The following is a 16892-nucleotide window of genomic DNA, read 5'->3' on the forward strand; positions in this document are numbered from 1 at the left end:
GAGACAACAACATGACCGAGAAACACCTCTCCAGCCAGTTCGACAGCGAGCTCAACGGCGTTTCGTCGCGCGTGATGGAACTCGGCGGCATGGTCGAGTCGCAGATCAATCAGGCCGTGTACGCGCTGCTGCAGTTCGACTCGGAAGCGGCCAATCGCGTGATGGAAACCGAGCACCGCGTCAATGCGATGGAAATCGACATCGACCGCGAGCTGTCGTCCATCATCGCGCGCCGCCAGCCGACCGCACGCGACCTGCGCCTGCTGATCGCCATCAGCAAGACCACCGCCAACCTCGAGCGCGTGGGCGACGAAGCCAACAAGATCGCGCGCATGGTCAAGTCGATCATCGAGAGCGGCGCCGCCCGCCAACTGCCCACGACCGAGCTGCGCATCGCCGCCGACCTCGCCGCGGGCCTGCTGCGCAAGGCGCTCGACGCCTTCGCCCGTCTCGACACCGCCGCGGCGCTGTCGATCCTGAAGGACGACGACCTGATCGACAAGGAGTTCGACGGTTTCGTCCGCAAGCTGGTCACCTACATGATGGAAGACCCGCGCACCATCTCGGCCAGCCTGGACCTGCTGTTCCTGGCCAAGGCCATCGAACGCATCGGCGACCACGCGAAGAACATCGCCGAATTCATCATCTACATCGTCAAGGGTGCCGATGTGCGGCACACTTCGATGCAGGAAATCGAGTCCGCGCTGCAGTAACGGCTGCGGCAAGACTCCCAAGAAAGCATGAAGAAACCCCGAGTCCTGATCGTCGAAGACGAGTCCTCGATCGCCGAGCTGATCGCCGTCAACCTGCGCCACAACGGCTTCGAGCCGATCTGGTCGGAAGATGGCGCCGCGGCCCAGCGAGAGATCGACGCCTTCCTGCCGGATCTGATCCTGCTCGACTGGATGCTGCCCGGTCAGAGCGGCCTGCAGCTCGCGCGCCAGTGGCGCAAGGACCCGCGCACCAAGGCCATCCCGATCCTGATGCTGACCGCGCGCGGCGACGAACCCGACAAGGTTGCCGGCCTCGATGCCGGTGCCGACGACTACATCACCAAGCCGTTCTCCACCCAGGAGATGCTGGCCCGCATCCGCGCCGTGCTGCGCCGCCGGGCGCCGGAAGTGGTCACGGAGCGCGTCGAGATCGGTGAGCTGGCCCTCGACACCTCCACCCATCGCGTGACCTGGCAGGGTGGCGCGCTGAAGGTCGGCCCGACCGAGTTCAAGCTGCTGGCCTATCTGATGCAGCATGCCGAGCGTGTGCACAGCCGTGCGCAGCTGCTCGACAAGGTGTGGGGCGACCACGTCTACATCGAGGAACGCACGGTCGACGTGCACGTCAAGCGCCTGCGTGAATCGCTGGGCGCGGCGGCGCCGATGGTCGAGACCGTCCGCGGAGCGGGCTATCGCCTGACCGCCCAAGTCACGGTTTGAGCGCCGTGGCTTCCTTTGGCCGCGGGCGCGGATAATCGCCCGCCATGCCTTTCCGAATTGCTACTTTTTTAATAGCGTCCCTTGCAGTAGGAGCGGGCGCTGTTGCCATTTTTGGCTGGAAGTTCGGCTGGCTGGGGGCCTGGCTTGGTTCCGTGCTCTGGCTGGCGCTGGATGCATGGCGCGCTGATCGGTTGCTGCGCATCCTGCGCAACGACGCCGCCGGCCTGCCGTCTCGCTGGCCGGGTGTCTGGGGCGAACTCGCCGAGCGCATCCGCAAGCTGCTGCGCGACCGCGAGCAGCAGACCCGGCAGGCCGAAGACCGCCTGCAGGAGTTCCTCGCGGCCATTCAGGCATCGCCCAACGGCGTGGTGCTGCTCGACGAGCAGGGCCGCATCGAATGGTGCAACCAGACGGCGGCCAGCCAGTTCGGCATCGATGCGGAGCGCGATCTGGCGCAGCATCTGGCGAATCTGGTGCGCGATCCAGCTTTCGTCGCATACCTTGCGTCCTGGAACTACAGCCGCGACGTCGTCATCGACGGACCGGGGCTCGGCCATGGTCACCAGCGCAGCCATCCGGTGCGGCTCTCGGTGCAGGTACACCCTTATGCAGGCAACCGACGCATGCTGCTCACGCGCGACATCACCGCGCTCGAGCAGGCCGAGGCGATGCGGCGCGATTTCGTGGCGAACGTGTCGCACGAGATCCGCACGCCGCTGACGGTGCTGGCGGGTTTCGTCGAGACCCTGCAGAACCTGCCACTCGATGCGGACGAGCGCGCGCGCTATCTGTCGCTGATGGGGCAGCAGTCGCATCGCATGGAGACGCTGGTGAACGACCTGCTGACGCTCTCGCGGCTCGAAGGCAGCGCGCCGCCGTCCGGCAGTCAGTGGATCCGCATTCGCGCGCTGTTCGCGCAGTGCGAGGACGAGGGGCGCGGATTGTCGGAACGGCTGACGCCCAAGGGGCACCAGTTGTCGTTCGTCGTGGATGCCGAGTCCGAGGTGTCGGGCGCGCCGACCGAACTGCAGAGCGCGATGTCGAACCTGCTGAGCAACGCCATCCGCTACACGCCCGGCGGCGGCGAGGTAGCTGTGAGCTGGAAGGTGCTGCCCGACGGGCGCGGCGAATACGCCGTGAAAGACACCGGCCCAGGCATTGCCGCGGAGCACATCCCGCGGCTGACCGAGCGCTTCTATCGCATCGACCGCAGCCGCTCCCGCGAAACCGGTGGCACCGGGCTGGGGCTGGCGATCGTCAAGCACATCGCCCAGCGGCACGGCGCGGAGCTGCGCATCGAAAGTACGGTGGGCAAGGGCTCCCGCTTCGCGCTGGTGTTCCCGGCGGCACGTGTGCGGGAAGCACGCGTGATGGCGAAGTAGGCCTTCGGGCCTCGTCTCTTTATCTTGCGCGCTGACCCATCGTCCAGCGCAGCAGCACGCCGAACAGCAGGGCGGTCAGGGCCAGAGCCGCGGCGCTCATGATCCAGAACGCCAGGGGCGACTGCATGGCCGCCCAAGGCCCAAGGCCGCGGTATGCGAGCAGATAGCTGCCGCCCAGGCCCACTCCCCACAGCATCGTGCAGTAGATGACCAGCGGCGCCAGCGTGACCCGGTAGCAGCGCAGCACGAACACGCAGAAGGTCTGCACCGCGTCGGCGACGTGGTATGCAGCCACCGCCAGCAGCAGCGCGCCCGCCATCGCGATCACGGCGGGGTTGTCGGAGTACACATTGGCGAGCTGGTCGCGCAGCAAGGCCATGGCCGCGGCATAGAAGAGCGCGCACAGGGCCGTCAGCTCGAAGCCCAGGCGACAGGCGTGCCGCGCCTTGGCTGCGTCACCGGCACCGAGCCAGAAACTCACGCGGGCGCTGGTCGCGATGCCCAGGGACAGCGGCGTCATGTAGGCCACGGCCAGCAGGTTCGATGCGATCTGGTGCGAGGCCGCAGCGGCGGTGCCGAGGCGGGCGATGAAGAGGGCCATCAGCGTGAACGACGTGACTTCGACCAGCACCGCCAGTCCGCCCGGCACGCCGAGCCGGGCGAACTTGCGGATCTGCTGCCAGTCGGGCGCCTCGATGCGCTTCCAGAGTCCGTAGTCGGCATAGAAAGGCTGGTTGCGCAGTAGCCAGATGGCGCAGCCGAGCATGGTCCAGTTCACGCACAGCGTGGCCCAGCCGCAGCCCACGAGGCCCATGGCCGGCAGGCCCGCGCCGCCGAAGGTGAACCAGATCGACAGGGGCAGCTTCACGAGCAGCGAGCCCAGTTGCAGCCACGTCACGAGCTGGGGCCTGCCCAGGCTCTGGTTCAGCGTGCTGAACAGGCGGAAGAGCAGGGCTGGCGCCAGCGCGAAAGCCAGCACGGCAAGGTAGGCCTCGACCTCGCCGCGCATCTCCGCGGGCACCTGGGTCCACTGCAGGACCGAGCCCGGCAGCAGCAGGATCGTCATGCCGACCACGATGGCGATGGCCGCAAGGTACAGCGATTGCCGCACAGAACGCCCCACCTCGCTGCCGCGCCCGCCGCCGTGCAGCTCGGCCCAGACAGGCAGCAGCGCCTGCAGAACCCCCATCAGCGACACGTAGACGCTCACGAAGACCGCGGCGCCGACCGACAGCGCAGCCAATGCATGTTCGGAGTAGCGGCCCGCGATGATGGTGTCGGTCACGCCGAAGGCCATCACGGCCAATTGGCCGACGAGCACCGTGCCCGCGTGCCGCGCGATCAGAGCCCGTTCGCTCCTCACTGCGGCGTGATCTTCTGGTAGAGCAGGAGGTCGTCAGCGGCGCTGCTCGGTCGGCGCAGCGTGCCGGCGAAGCGCCACTGGTCGAACGGAATGATGGTGTGCAGGCGCTCGATCGTGTCAGGGCTCACCAGCAGCCACGGGCAGTCGGTGCCCAGCAGCAGCGGCTGCACGTTGAAGTTGCCGTGATGGCGCAGTGCCGCGATGTGCGGACGGCTCAGCGCCAGTTCCGCGATGCAGCGAGGCTGGCCCACGCGTTCGGCCACGGCGCGGATCTGCGGGACGTAGCTGCGCGCATAGTCGATCGGCGGCAGCCACAGGGTCATCAGCAGCATCCAGCACAGGGCCGTGCCGCCGGCCGGCAGCACCAGCGTCTTCCAGAGGGCGGCGCGGTGGCGTCCCGTGCGCCAGCGCACCAGCCAGCACCAGGCAATGGTCGCTGCCACGGCGAGGACCACGGCAATGGGCGAGAACTCGGGCACGAAGCCAGGCACCAGTCGCGCGACGCTGGCCGCGGGCTTGGGCGGCACGCCCGTCTGCATGGCGATCCAGTAGATCCAGCCCAGCACGGCGAGACCGCTGAAGAACAGCACGTTGAACCAGTCGATCAGCGCCGAGGCGCTGCGCCGGAAGGTGGGCAGGGCGAATGCCGCGAGCGTGGCGAAGGCGGGCAGGGCCAGCAGCAGCGAGCGGTCGGAGTAGTCGGTGCTCCAGGTGGCGGCCAGTGGCACCAGCGCGAACCAGAAAGGCAGGGCGACATGGCGCGCCGTGAGCTGTCGCCGCCAGCGCCAGAGCGTCCAGATGGCCAGCGGCCAGACCGGCCAGGTGAACCAGACCAGCAGCTTGGCCTGGCTGCGCACGTCGCCCAGCAGGGTGTTGCCGATCACGGTGATCTTCCAGGTCGGCAGCTTCAGGCTGAACACCAGCACCGCCGCCAGCGCGGTGATGCCGATCATCGTGAACAGCGCAGCCCGCGTGTAGCCGGGGCCGCTGCTTTCGTCGTCGATGAAGTCTTCGCTGGCGGATTGCGCGGCGAGCCGGCGTTCGTAGGCGACGTAGAGCACGCTGCCGATGGCCAGTGCGAGCCCGACCGTGGGTGCACCGCTCAACGTGATGCCGATGGTGCCGACGGCTAGTGCGATCACCGGGCCGTTGCGGCGATAGGGCAGCGCTGCCACGCCATAGAAAAGATGCGAGGCGAAGAAGAGCTGGGCCAGCGCGGGCGTGGTTTCGTGGCCGAGCTGGGCGAGGCCGAGGCAGGCGATCAGTGCCAGCAGGCCGCCGTCGGCGATGGCGCGCGCGTAATCGGTAGGCCGGGCCTCGCCGCCGAAGGCAAAGGCCACGGGCTGGGCGCGCGCGGTGCGGGCCAGGTAATAGACGGCGTACCAGGTGGCCGTGAAGGTGCCCCAGAGCAGGAACGCGAACGCGACGCGAACGGCCAGGTCCGGGTTGATCCATGCGGGGGCGATCTTGATGGCCAGGGCGCCGATCCAGTACGGAATCAGCGCTGGTGTTTCCGGTCGCAGGCCCAGCAGCATCGGATCGAACCAGCGCGCGATGCCCTCGGTGCTGCGGGCCAGCTCGGCCATGTAGCCGAAGGCCGTGATGTCCGCGCTCTTCCAGGGGCCCCGGCCGACCAGCCCCGGCAGCAGGTAAGCTGCACAGAGCAGCAGCAATGCGATGCGCGGCAGCCGGCGCACGGCGCTCTGGGCAACGATCGCGGGGGTGGGCTGGTTCAAGTGGCGGGAAGAGGCAGGATTGGGAAAGAAAAAGGGCAGCGCGGTAAACCGGGCTGCCCTCGACGCAAAAGCGCGTACCTTACTTCGAGGCGGCGCCGGTGGTCTTGCCGAAGCGGTTGCGGAACTTCTCGACGCGGCCGCCCATGTTGTCGACCGACTTCTGCGTACCGGTGTAGAACGGGTGCGATTCGCTCGTGGTGTCGAGCTTGAACAGCGGCAGTTCGCGACCGTCGTCGGTCGTGCCCATTTCCTTGGTGTTCGCGCACGAACGGGTCACGAACTTGAAGCCGTTCGACATGTCGACGAACAGGACTTCGCGGTAATTCGGGTGGATGCCTTCTTTTGCCATGGTGTTTCCTTTTGCGCTTTTGGAATCAATGCGCGGTCGATGCGAGAGCCACCAGCGTGCCTAGAGTGGCGCGCTGCCTCGGAGGAAACCCGAGGAGCCAGGCGAAGCTGCCTGACCGCACTTTTCGCGAAGCCAGCGATTATCGCATACTGCCCCATTTTCGAGCAAACCGAAGGCTCCCCAATGACTTCCACACCCTTGCGCGCGGGCCTCGTCGGCTACGGATTTGCCGGCCAGACCTTCCACGCGCCCGTTCTTTCGGCCGTTCCGGGGCTGGAACTTGCGGCCGTGGCCAGTTCGCAGCCCCACAAGGTACATGCCGACTGGCCCGGCGTGGCGGTGGTGCCGGACGTGGCCGCCCTCGTGGCCCGTCCGGACATCGACCTGATCGTGGTCGCCACGCCCAACGCCCAGCACCATCCGGTCGCCAAGGCGGCGCTGGAGGCCGGCAAGCACGTGGTGGTCGACAAGCCCTTCACACTCGACGTGGTCGAGGCGAGGGAGCTCGAGCTGTTGTCAAAGCGCAACGATCGGCTTCTCGCGGTCTACCAGAACCGTCGCTTCGACTCCGATTACCTGACTCTCAAGGATGTCCTTGCGTCCGGCGAACTGGGCCGCCCCGTGTACCTGGAGTCCCATTTCGATCGCTTCCGTCCCGAAGTGAAGGAGCGCTGGCGCGAGCAGGCGGTGCCCGGCTCCGGCCTCTGGGTCGACCTGGGCTCCCATCTGGTCGATCAGGCGGTGCAGCTTTTCGGCCGTCCCGACACGATCCAGCTCGACACTGCCGTGCTGCGCGACGGCGCCGTGGTCGAGGACTACTTCCATGCCGTGCTGCGATACGAGTCCGGGCCGCACGCACCGCTGCGCGTGGTGCTTCATTCGACGACGCTGGGGGCTCATGCGGCGCCGCGCTACATCGTCCACGGCACGCTCGGAAGCTACGTCAAGCACGGCGTCGATACCCAGGAAGATGCGCTGCGCGCCGGGCAGCGGCCGCCCGCCGTAGGGTGGGGCGACGATCCGCTGGACGGACAGCTTTCGCTGGCCGGACCCGGCGGGACCTTCACCAAGCGGAGCATTCCCACGCGGGCCGGCAACTACGTCGACTACTACGCCGCGGTTCGCGATGCCATCCTGGGTCACGGACCCAATCCGGTACCACCCGATCAGGCTGTCGCACTGATGGAGCTGCTCGACCTCGGCCGCCAAAGCGCCTTGGAGGGCCGAGCGATTCGCACATAAAAAATGCCCGCACAAGGCGGGCATTCATTCGTGGGGTGCCACTGATCCGGCTCTGCCGGTCAGTAGGCACCGCCCCCCGGTAGGGGGGAGGCGTAGCGACACGAAGTGCGCGCAGCCTGGGGGCGAGCAACAGCTACCCGCCGCGACGCATCATGTCGAAGAACTCGACATTGGTCTTCGTCGCCTTCATGTTCTTGAGCATCAGTTCCATCGACTCGATCTCGTCCATGTTGTACATGAGCTGGCGCAGGATGCGGGTCTTCTGCAGGATCTCGGGGGCCAGCAGCAGTTCTTCGCGACGGGTGCCGCTGCGGTTGAGCTGGATCGAGGGGAACACGCGCTTTTCGTACAGGCGGCGGTCGAGGTGGATTTCGGAGTTGCCGGTGCCCTTGAACTCTTCGAAGATCACTTCGTCCATGCGGCTGCCGGTGTCGATCAGCGCGGTGCCGATGATGGTCAGCGAGCCGCCTTCCTCGACGTTGCGCGCGGCGCCCAGGAAGCGCTTGGGGCGCTGCAGCGCGTTGGAGTCGACACCGCCGGTCAGCACCTTGCCCGACGAGGGCACGACGTTGTTGTAGGCGCGGGCGAGGCGGGTGATGGAGTCGAGCAGGATCACCACGTCCTTCTTGAGCTCGACCAGGCGCTTGGCGCGCTCGATCACCATTTCAGCCACATGCACGTGGCGCGCGGCAGGCTCGTCGAAGGTCGAGGCAATGACCTCGCCCTTCACCGTGCGCTGCATTTCGGTCACTTCTTCAGGGCGCTCGTCGACGAGCAGCACCATCATGTGGACGTCGGGGTAGTTGGCGCTGATGGCGTGGGCGATGTGCTGCATCATCACCGTCTTGCCGCTCTTGGGCGGCGCCACGAGCAGGGCACGCTGGCCTTTGCCGATGGGGGCGATGATGTCGATGATGCGGCCCGTGATGTTCTCGTCGCCCTTGATGCCGTCGCGCTCGAGCTTCATCTGCTCCTTGGGGAACAGCGGCGTCAGGTTTTCGAACATCACCTTGTGCTTGTTCTGCTCCGGCGGGCCGTTGTTGACCTTGTCGAGCTTGGTCAGCGCGAAGTAGCGCTCGCCGTCCTTGGGCGTGCGCACCTCGCCTTCGATCATGTCGCCGGTGTGCAGGTTGAAGCGGCGCACCTGGCTGGGCGAGATGTAGATGTCGTCCGTGCTGGCCGTGAAGCTGGTGTCGGGGCTGCGCAGGAAGCCGAAGCCGTCGGGCAGTATTTCGAGCACGCCATCGGCGAAGACCTGTTCGCCGGCCTTGGCGCGCTTCTTGATGATCGCGAACATCAGCTCCTGCTTGCGCATGCGGCCGACGTTTTCGATCTCAAGCGCTTCAGCCTGCTTGAGGACTTCAGACACGTGGAGTGCCTTGAGTTCGTTTAAGTGCATGGAATGACCCCTCGCGGGGTAATCGAACTGGAAACGGGGGGAGGTTGAACGTGAAGCGAGAAGTGCTTCACCAACCGGGGAACTCGAACCGGTTGCCTCTATGCAGAAGGACCGGTGAACTGGAGGAGATTATGACAGGAAAAACGCGCCGGCCAACGCATTGCGCGCTGGCCGGTTGAAATGTCGCTCAGGCGAGTTGCTGGTCGATGAAGGCCGTGAGTTGAGCCTTGCTCATCGCGCCGACCTTGGTGGCGGCCAGCTGGCCGTCCTTGAACAGCATCAGGGTGGGGATGCCGCGGATGCCGAACTTGGCGGGGATGTCGCGGTTCTCGTCCACGTTCAGCTTGGCGATCTGCAGCTTGCCTTCATATGCAGCCGACACTTCGTCCAGGATGGGGGCGATCATCTTGCAGGGGCCGCACCATTCGGCCCAGTAGTCGACCAGAACGGGCTGGCTGGACTTGAGCACGTCGGCCTCGAAGGAGGAATCGGAGATGTGTTTGATGAGTTCGCTGGCCATGTGTGAATCCTTGTGCGCAGAGAGTTTCGGTGCAGCTAAAGTGCTGGTCATTGTGACAGAAACCAAGGGGTGGCGTTCCGCGCGGAGACGCTATGGCGGCGATAGCCAAAGCCCTTGCGCGATGCGCTCTCCAACCCCTCGATGGAACCAATGAACGAAGGCCACCCCGTGCAGGCCCTGTGGTGCGATCCAGCCGACGGCATCGTCGCGCGGATCGTCCGCGCGCTCGCCGAACGGCAGCTGCATGCCGCCCGCACCGTGGTGCTGGTGCCCTATGCGCAGCTGATGGGCGTGGCGCGCGCCATGTGGGCGCGCTGCGGCAGCCCCGGCTTCGTGCCGCGCTTCGAAACCACCCACAACTGGGCCCGCAGCGCGGGCGGTTTCGTGCCGACGGGCTACGACATCGCCCACGACATGGCGCGCGACCTGGTCACGGCCCAGGCTCTGCTGTCGCAGGCAGGCTTCCATGCCGAGCGCTTCGCCCTGGCCGGCCGCGTCGTCGAGCTCGCCTACCAACTCGGTCCCTTGGCGGCCGCGGTGACGCCGGAAGAGCGGGGCGGCGAATGGGCACAGCGCGCTGCGAGCGTGGCCGATGCCGGCAGCGAATCGGAGTGGTTCCGCATCGAAAGCGCCCTGATCCGCATCGCCGTCGCTTGGACCTCCACTTCTGGCTACGCCACCGACGTGCTCCAGCGCGAATCCACGCGCGCCCAGGTCGATGCACTGATCGTGCTCGAAGGATTCCAGGCCGACCCGCTCGCGCAGTCGCTCTGCAAGCTGTGGGGCGACCACGCCCTTCATTTTTCGCTCGTGCCTTCGGGCGAAGCCACCCGGATCTGCGCCTCCCACGTCGCTCTCGACCCCGAGGACGAGGCCGAGCTTGCCGCCGCCTGCGTGCTGCGCCATCTCGCCGAAGGCCGTGCCCCCGTCGCGCTGGTGGCGACCGACCGCGCGCTCACGCGCCGCATCAGCGCCCAGCTGAGCGCGCAGGGCGTCATCACGCACGACGAAACGGGCTGGAAGCTCTCGACCACCCGCGCCGCCGCCACGCTGATGAGCGCGTTGCGCGCCTGCGCCCACGACGCCACCAGCGACCAAGTGCTCGAATGGCTCAAGAGCAGTGTCGATGGCGATTCGCCGATCGTCCATTCGCTCGAGGCCCGCCTGCGGCAGGAGGCGATGCGCGACTGGTCGACCTGGTGCGCCCTGATGGCCCGTAGCGAGAAGTCGAAAGACACCGCGCTGCTCGTCTTCACCGAGGCCATCGAGGCCCGCCGTGCGCCCGTGGCCCGTGCGCGCCCGCTGGCCGAGTGGCTGCGCGCGCTGCGCGAGCTGCTGGAGGCCAGCGGCCAGTGGAGCCTGCTCGAGGAAGACCTGGCCGGCGGCAAGGTGATCGGCGCGCTGTGGCTCGACGCGGGCGCCCATGGCGACGACGAGGACGAATTCCCCGGCGGCCGCCACACCCTGGCCGAGTTCACTGCCTGGGTCCGCGACGTTCTGGAGGACGCGAGCTTCGTACCACCCGCAGGCGACCAGGCCCCGCGAGTCGTGGTGCTGCCGCTCTACCAGCTGCTGGGCCGCTCTTTCGGCGCCGTGGTCATCCCGGGCTGCGACGACCGACGGCTGCCCGCATCGCCCGAGCCTCCCGGCAACTGGAGCGCCGCACAGCGCCTCGAACTGGGCCTGCCGTCGCGCGAGGCGCTCGAAGCCGCCCAGCGCGCGGCCTGGGCCGCGGCCCTGCACAACCCCTCGTGCGAGCTCATCTGGCGCCATTCCGACGCCAGCGGTGAGCCCGTGCGGCCCAGTCCGCTGGTGCAGGCGCTGCAGCTCGACCACGCGCTGCAGCCCTCGGCCGACCCGCGTACGCCACGCGAGGTGGCCCTCAGGCCGACCGGATACCCGACGCCCTCCGGCGCGCTCCTGCCGCTGCAGAACATCTCCACCAGCGTGTACGAGGACCTGCGCCGCTGTCCCTATCGCTTCTTCGCGCTGCGCCAGCTGGGCCTGCGTAGCGCCGACGAACTCGATGCCGAGGTCGACAAGCGCGACTTCGGCAACTGGCTGCATGCCGTGCTCGGCCATTTCCACGTGGCACTGGCCGAAGCCCCGACACAGGATGCGCAGGAGCGCATCGCCCTCATCGAGGAGGCGGCCCGTCGCTCCACGCAGGAGCTCGGGCTTTCCGATGCCGAATTCCTGCCCTTCGCCGCCGCATGGCCCGCCGTGCGCGACGGCTACCTGGCCTGGCTCACGGGGCATGAGGCGGCCGGCGCCGTCTTCGCCGAATCCGAGCCCTGGAAGGAGCAGGCGCTGGGCGACCTGCGCCTGATCGGCCGGCTCGACCGCATCGACCGCATGCCCGACGGCCAGGCCTTCGTGATCGACTACAAGACCGAGTCCGCCACCGTCAGCAAGGAGCGCGTGAAGGACCCCACCGAAGATACCCAGCTGGCCTTCTACGCCGCGCTGGTGGCCGACGACACGCTGCGCGCGGCCTACGTGAACGTGGGCGAGAAGGCCGCCGGCACGCAGACCGTCGAGCAGCCTGCCGTGGTCGAGGCGCGCGATGCGCTGGTGGCCGGCATCATCGAGGACTTCAGGCGCATCGGGCAGGGCGCGGCACTGCCGCCGCTGGGCGAGGGCGCCGTCTGCGACTACTGCGCCGCGCGCGGCCTGTGCCGCAAGGACTTCTGGGACGAGGCCGCACCGCCGCCGGGCGTCGAAGCCACCGGAGGCGACACGCAATGAACGGCGCAGCCTACGAACACAACGGCCGGCACGTCACGCGCGAGGCCTTCTACACCGTCGCCTGCGATCCGCGCCGATCGGTGGCGGTGGAGGCATGCGCCGGCGCGGGCAAGACCTGGATGCTGGTTTCGCGCATCCTGCGCGCGCTGCTCGAGGAGGGCGATGCCGCCTGCGAGCCGCACGAGATCCTGGCCATCACCTTCACGAAGAAGGCCGCGGGCGAGATGCGCGAGCGCCTCGACCAGTGGCTGGAAGATTTCGCCGAACGCCCGCAGGAAGAGCTGGTTGCCCAGCTGGTGATGCGCGGCATGGCGCCGGCGGCCGCATCGGCTGCGGTGCCGCGCCTCAAGGGCCTCTACCGGCGCCTGCTCGAAGGCGGCCGGCCGGTGCAGTTCCGCACCTTCCACGCCTGGTTCGCGGGCCTTCTGCGCAATGCGCCGCTCGCGGTGCTGCGCGAGCTGGGCCTGCCGTCGAACTACGAGCTGCTCGAAGACGACTCCGAGGCACGCAGCCGCACGTGGCGTCCCTTCTTCGAGGCCGTGACCGCCGACAGGCAGGCGCTGGCCGACTATTACGCCGTCGTCGCCACGCACGGCCGCTCGCAGACGGCCAAGGCGCTGGGCGAGGCGTTGTCGAAGCGCGTCGAGTTCTCGCTGGCCGATGCGGAGAATGCCGTACAGCACTTCAGCGCGATGTACCCGGCGCTCGAAGGATTGGACGAGCCGACCGAGGCCCTGCGCGGCGAACAGGTCCGCCGGCGCTGGCTCGACCGCGCCGCGGCGCTGGGCCGCGAGAGCAACAAGACGCCGCAGAAGGCCGCCGAAGCCATCATCGACGTGTTCGGCACTGGCGAGCCGGCCGGCGATGCGCTGGTGGCCGCGCTCGCCCATCTGCGCAAGAACTTCTTCGTGGCGACGGAAGACCGCCTCAACAAGAACCTGCAGAAATTTCCCGCCGCGCAGGAGGCCGAGGCCGAGCTGCAGGTGCTGTGCGCCGCGCAGGCCCAGCACGCCGCCTGGCTCTACCAGCAGCGCATGACGCGCCTCACGCGCCTGCTGATAGCCGCCTTCGCCGACGTGAAGCGAGCCCACGGCTGGGTCGACATGAACGACGTCGAGCAGGCGGCCCAGCTGCTGCTGGGCCAGTCGGCGCTCTCGGGCTGGGTGCAGGAGCGCCTCGACGCGCGCATCGCGCACCTCCTGATCGACGAGTTCCAGGACACCAACCCGCTGCAGTGGCAGGCGCTCCACGGCTGGCTCAGCGCCTACACCGGTGCGCAGGGCCGCGCGCCGCGCGTGTTTATCGTGGGCGACCCGAAGCAGAGCATCTACCGCTTCCGCCGCGCCGAGCCGCAGGTGTTCATCGCCGCGAAGAAGTTCGTGCGCGAGGGGCTCGACGGCGAGCTGCTGAACTGCGACCACACGCACCGCAACGCGCAGTCGGTGGTCGGGCTGGTCAACGCGGCAATGCTGGCTGCGCAGGAGGCCGGCGAGTTCGACGGTTATCGCGCCCACACCACCGAGCGCCGCGACGACGGCGAGCTGCTGCGCCTTCCGGCCATCGACCGCGACGCGTTCGGCGACACGGCCGAGGCGGCGCCGGCCGACGACGGCATGCTGCGCTGGCGCGACAGCCTCATCACGCCGCGCGTGCTGCCCGAGGAGCAGCTGCTGCAGAAGGAATGCGAGCAGGCCGCACGCTGGGTGGCGCAGCGCATCGCCGATGGCACGCAGCCCAGCCGCATCATGGTGCTGGCGCGCAGGCGCAGCCGGCTCTCGGCCATGCAGGACGCGCTGCGCCAGCGCCACATTCCCGTGCAGCAGCCCGAGAAGAACGATCTGTACGACGCGCCCGAGGTGCAGGACGTGGTCGCGCTGATCGACGCGCTGGTGTCGCCCGCGCACGATCTTTCGCTGGCCAGGGCGCTCAAGTCGCCGGTGTTCGGCATCGGCGACGATGCCCTGGTGCAGCTCGCGCTGCGCCAGCGCGAGCGTGGCCCCGTGAGCTGGTTCTCGCTGATCCAGAAGGACGAGAGCCTGCCGCCGGTGCTCGTCGAGGCGGGCGTCCAGCTCAAGCGGTGGCAGCGTTGGCTGATGACGCTGCCGCCCCACGACGCACTCGACGCGATCTTCCACGATGGCGACCTGCTCGCGAAGTTCGGCGCCGCCGTGCCGGCCGCGATGCGGCAGGGCGCGCTGGCCAACCTGCGCGGCGTGCTGTCGGCCTCGCTGGACATCGATGGCGCACGTTTCGCAACGCCCTATGCGCTGGTGCGTGCGTTGCGCGCAGGCGGCGTGCGGGCGCCGACCGTGACCGCGCCCGAGGCCGTGCAGTTGCTGACGGTGCACGGCGCCAAGGGACTGGAGGCCGACACCGTGCTCATGCTCGACTGCGACGCCGCGCCACCACGCGCCCAGACCATGGGCGTGCTGGTCGAGTGGAAGGGCAGCGACAGCGCACCGACGCGCTTCATCTTTCTCGCGAGCGAGAAGACGCCGCCGGCGTGCGCCGTCACGCTGCTCGAGGAAGAGCAGCGCGCGCGCCATCGCGAGGAGCTCAACGGCCTCTACGTCGCCGTCACGCGGGCGCGCGAGCGGCTGGTGCTCTCGTCGGTGAAGCCGGCACGCGCCAACGAAGGCAGCTGGTGGTCTCGCCTGCAGCCGCTGTGCGAGCCCACCGAGGCCGACGAGCCGCTGGTCGCGCTGCCGACCGAAACCGGGTCGGGCAGATTTGCAATGAAGCGCATGCCGCAGGCGCCGGAGCCTGCCGAGCAGCCGTCCGCGAAAAAGGCTGTCACCGCCACGGTCGACGCGCGCGCCGCCGCCTTCGGGCAGGCCATGCACCGGCTGCTCGAATGGGCCGTGCCGGGCGAGCCACTGGCGGCCGCCCATGTACGAGCCGCCGCCCGCGAATTCCTGCTCGATGCGCAGCAGGCGCGCGGCGCCGCGGCGCTCGCCCACCGCATCCGCGCGGGCGAGGGTGCCTGGGTGTGGGACGATCGCAGGGTCGACTGGCATGGCAATGAGGTCACGCTGGTGCACGAAGGCGAGACCCTGCGCATCGACCGGCTGGTGCGCGAGCGCGACAGCGGCGTCTGGTGGGTGCTCGACTACAAATCCGCGGCGCGCCCCGAAAAGGACGCCGCGCTGATCGCACAGATGCAGCGCTATCGCGCGGCAGTGCAACATGCCTATCCCGGTGCCACCGTGCGTGTCGCGTTCCTCACCGGGCAGGGCGAACTGGTGAATCTCGAATGACTGTTTCCCCGACCGTCGCCGTCATCGGCGGCGGACCCGCCGGCCTGATGGCGGCTGAAATACTGAGCGCGTCCGGCGCGCAAGTGCACGTCTACGACGCGATGCCCTCGGTGGGCCGCAAGTTTTTGCTGGCCGGCCGTGGTGGACTGAACCTCACGCACTCCGAGCCTTTCGACGCGTTCGTGAGCCGATTCGGCGAGCGCCGTGCGCAACTGGAGCCGATGCTCGCGCAGTTCGGGCCGCAGCAGGTGCGTGAATGGGCGAGCGGCCTGGGCATCGAGACTTTCGTAGGCACTTCGGGGCGAGTGTTTCCGACCGACATGAAGGCCGCGCCGCTGCTGCGTGCGTGGCTGCATCGGCTGCGCGCGGCTGGCGTGCAGTTCCACATGCGGCATCGCTGGGTGGGAGAGGGGGCTTTCGATCCGGCGTCGCTGCGATTCACCACACCGGCCGGCGAAGTCATTGCCAGCACCGATGCCGTCGTGCTGGCGCTGGGTGGAGCGAGCTGGGCGCGGCTCGGGTCCGACGGTGCATGGGTGCCATGGTTGCAGGCGAAGGGCGTGGATGTGGCTCCGCTCGAGCCGGCCAACTGCGGCTTCGACGGCTCGGGCTGGAGCGAGCATTTCTCCAGCCGCTTCGCAGGCCAGCCATTCAAGTCGGTCGCGATCTCGTTCACCGACAGCCACGGCCGGCAGTTCGCGCGCAAGGGCGAATTCGTCGCGACTGCCACCGGCATCGAAGGCAGCCTGATCTATGCGGCCTCGGCCCTGCTGCGCGACGAGATCGCCGAAAAAGGGAGCGCCACGCTGCTGCTCGACCTGTTGCCTGATCGCAGTGCCGAGCAGGTGCTGGCTGCCGTCAAGCATCCGCGCGGTGCGCGTTCGCTCAGCAGCCACCTCAAGAGCAGGCTCGGTCTGGAGGGCATCAAGGCCGGCGTGCTGCACGAGGCGCTGAGCCGCGAGGCGATGCACGACCCGCAGCAGCTTGCGGCGACGATCAAGGCAGTGCCGTTGAAGCTCGTGGCGGCGCGGCCGATCGACGAGGCCATCAGCACGGCAGGTGGCGTGCGCTTCGACGCGCTGGATGCCCAGCTCATGTCGAAGGCGCTGCCGGGCGTGTTCGCGGCTGGGGAAATGCTCGATTGGGAAGCGCCAACCGGTGGCTATCTGCTGACGGCATCGATGGCCAGCGGCGCGATGGCGGCGCGCGGCGCAATCCAGCGGCTCGGCCTTTGAGGGCCTGGCATCGCTGAAACTTTTTCGCCGGAGATTTGTTTGTGCGGGCCCCGTTTCATTTCGCATGGAATGAAACGAAACCGCTGAAGAGGTTGACGAGCCTTACCCCTGGCACTGACTACGCAGTTAGGGCTGCTTGGTTCCCCACCTGACCCGGTTGGCCACTTCACCATGCAGGGAGGCCCGTCAGGGCGTATTGTAACCCCCCAGGCTGCGCGCACTTCGTGT

12 protein-coding genes and 1 other RNA gene are annotated in these 16892 nt (G+C 68.1%); 7 read left to right on the top strand and 6 right to left on the bottom strand.

Features of this window, described 5'->3' with window-relative positions:
• Nucleotides 1-11 precede the first annotated feature (11 nt).
• From phoU to phoR, 3 genes are read left to right on the top strand one after another with little or no spacing between them, the layout of a single operon-like run.
• Nucleotides 12-713, top strand: coding sequence for a phosphate signaling complex protein PhoU (phoU, locus tag ABL844_RS14285; RefSeq protein ID WP_126019038.1), 702 nt, complete (start codon nucleotides 12-14; stop codon nucleotides 711-713).
• A gap of 27 nt (nucleotides 714-740) precedes the next feature.
• Complete coding sequence (gene phoB / locus ABL844_RS14290; protein ID WP_007836652.1) at nucleotides 741-1433, top strand: phosphate regulon transcriptional regulator PhoB; 693 nt, start codon at nucleotides 741-743, stop codon at nucleotides 1431-1433.
• Between the two features lie 44 nt (nucleotides 1434-1477).
• On the top strand, nucleotides 1478-2815 hold the full coding sequence (gene phoR, locus ABL844_RS14295) for a phosphate regulon sensor histidine kinase PhoR (protein WP_126019041.1): 1338 nt from the start codon (nucleotides 1478-1480) through the stop codon (nucleotides 2813-2815).
• Nucleotides 2816-2834: 19 nt separating this feature from the next.
• On the opposite strand, the gene ABL844_RS14300 is transcribed toward phoR, so the two are convergent.
• The 3 genes from ABL844_RS14300 to ABL844_RS14310 all read right to left on the bottom strand — a co-directional run bounded on the left by ABL844_RS14300 (nucleotide 2835) and on the right by ABL844_RS14310 (nucleotide 6263).
• Nucleotides 2835-4178 (bottom strand): MATE family efflux transporter, encoded by a 1344-nt coding sequence (locus tag ABL844_RS14300; RefSeq protein ID WP_418131680.1) that lies wholly within the window; start codon nucleotides 4176-4178, stop codon nucleotides 2835-2837.
• Nucleotides 4175-5914, bottom strand: coding sequence for a hypothetical protein (locus ABL844_RS14305; RefSeq protein WP_418125606.1), 1740 nt, complete (start codon nucleotides 5912-5914; stop codon nucleotides 4175-4177). Before ABL844_RS14305 ends, ABL844_RS14300 begins: the two co-directional genes overlap by 4 nt.
• 79 nt (nucleotides 5915-5993) lie before the next feature.
• Entirely contained in the window at nucleotides 5994-6263 is a 270-nt protein-coding gene (locus ABL844_RS14310) for a type B 50S ribosomal protein L31 (RefSeq protein ID WP_126019047.1), read from the bottom strand.
• 183 nt (nucleotides 6264-6446) lie between these two features.
• Here ABL844_RS14310 and ABL844_RS14315 point away from each other — a divergent pair, with 183 nt between their 5' ends.
• Nucleotides 6447-7505: an oxidoreductase gene (locus ABL844_RS14315; protein ID WP_418131681.1), complete on the top strand. Its 1059-nt coding sequence runs from the start codon at nucleotides 6447-6449 to the stop codon at nucleotides 7503-7505.
• A 133-nt stretch (nucleotides 7506-7638) separates the two neighbouring features.
• Here ABL844_RS14315 and rho read toward each other — a convergent pair whose 3' ends face one another.
• A complete protein-coding gene (gene rho, locus ABL844_RS14320; RefSeq protein ID WP_126019051.1) occupies nucleotides 7639-8904 on the bottom strand; it encodes a transcription termination factor Rho in 1266 nt (421 codons plus the stop codon).
• 187 nt (nucleotides 8905-9091) lie between these two features.
• Nucleotides 9092-9424, bottom strand: a complete 333-nt coding sequence (gene trxA, locus ABL844_RS14325) for a thioredoxin TrxA (RefSeq protein ID WP_093431992.1) — start codon at nucleotides 9422-9424, stop codon at nucleotides 9092-9094.
• A gap of 150 nt (nucleotides 9425-9574) precedes the next feature.
• Between trxA and ABL844_RS14330 the strand changes: the two genes are divergently transcribed.
• From ABL844_RS14330 to ABL844_RS14340, 3 genes are read left to right on the top strand one after another with little or no spacing between them, the layout of a single operon-like run.
• A complete protein-coding gene (locus ABL844_RS14330; RefSeq protein WP_418131683.1) occupies nucleotides 9575-12172 on the top strand; it encodes a PD-(D/E)XK nuclease family protein in 2598 nt (865 codons plus the stop codon).
• Nucleotides 12169-15429, top strand: a complete 3261-nt coding sequence (locus ABL844_RS14335; protein ID WP_418131685.1) for a UvrD-helicase domain-containing protein — start codon at nucleotides 12169-12171, stop codon at nucleotides 15427-15429. The genes ABL844_RS14330 and ABL844_RS14335 overlap by 4 nt, the downstream gene beginning before the upstream one ends.
• Nucleotides 15426-16664, top strand: a complete 1239-nt coding sequence (locus ABL844_RS14340; protein WP_418131686.1) for a TIGR03862 family flavoprotein — start codon at nucleotides 15426-15428, stop codon at nucleotides 16662-16664. The genes ABL844_RS14335 and ABL844_RS14340 overlap by 4 nt, the downstream gene beginning before the upstream one ends.
• Before the next feature lie 91 nt (nucleotides 16665-16755).
• Here the strand turns inward: ABL844_RS14340 and ffs are convergent.
• Nucleotides 16756-16852: signal recognition particle sRNA small type (gene ffs / locus ABL844_RS14345), an RNA gene on the bottom strand.
• Nucleotides 16853-16892: the final 40 nt, after the last annotated feature.

Origin of the sequence: Variovorax sp. 278MFTsu5.1, from assembly GCF_048305045.1 — a bacterium.
Lineage (GTDB): Bacteria > Pseudomonadota > Gammaproteobacteria > Burkholderiales > Burkholderiaceae_C > Variovorax > Variovorax guangxiensis.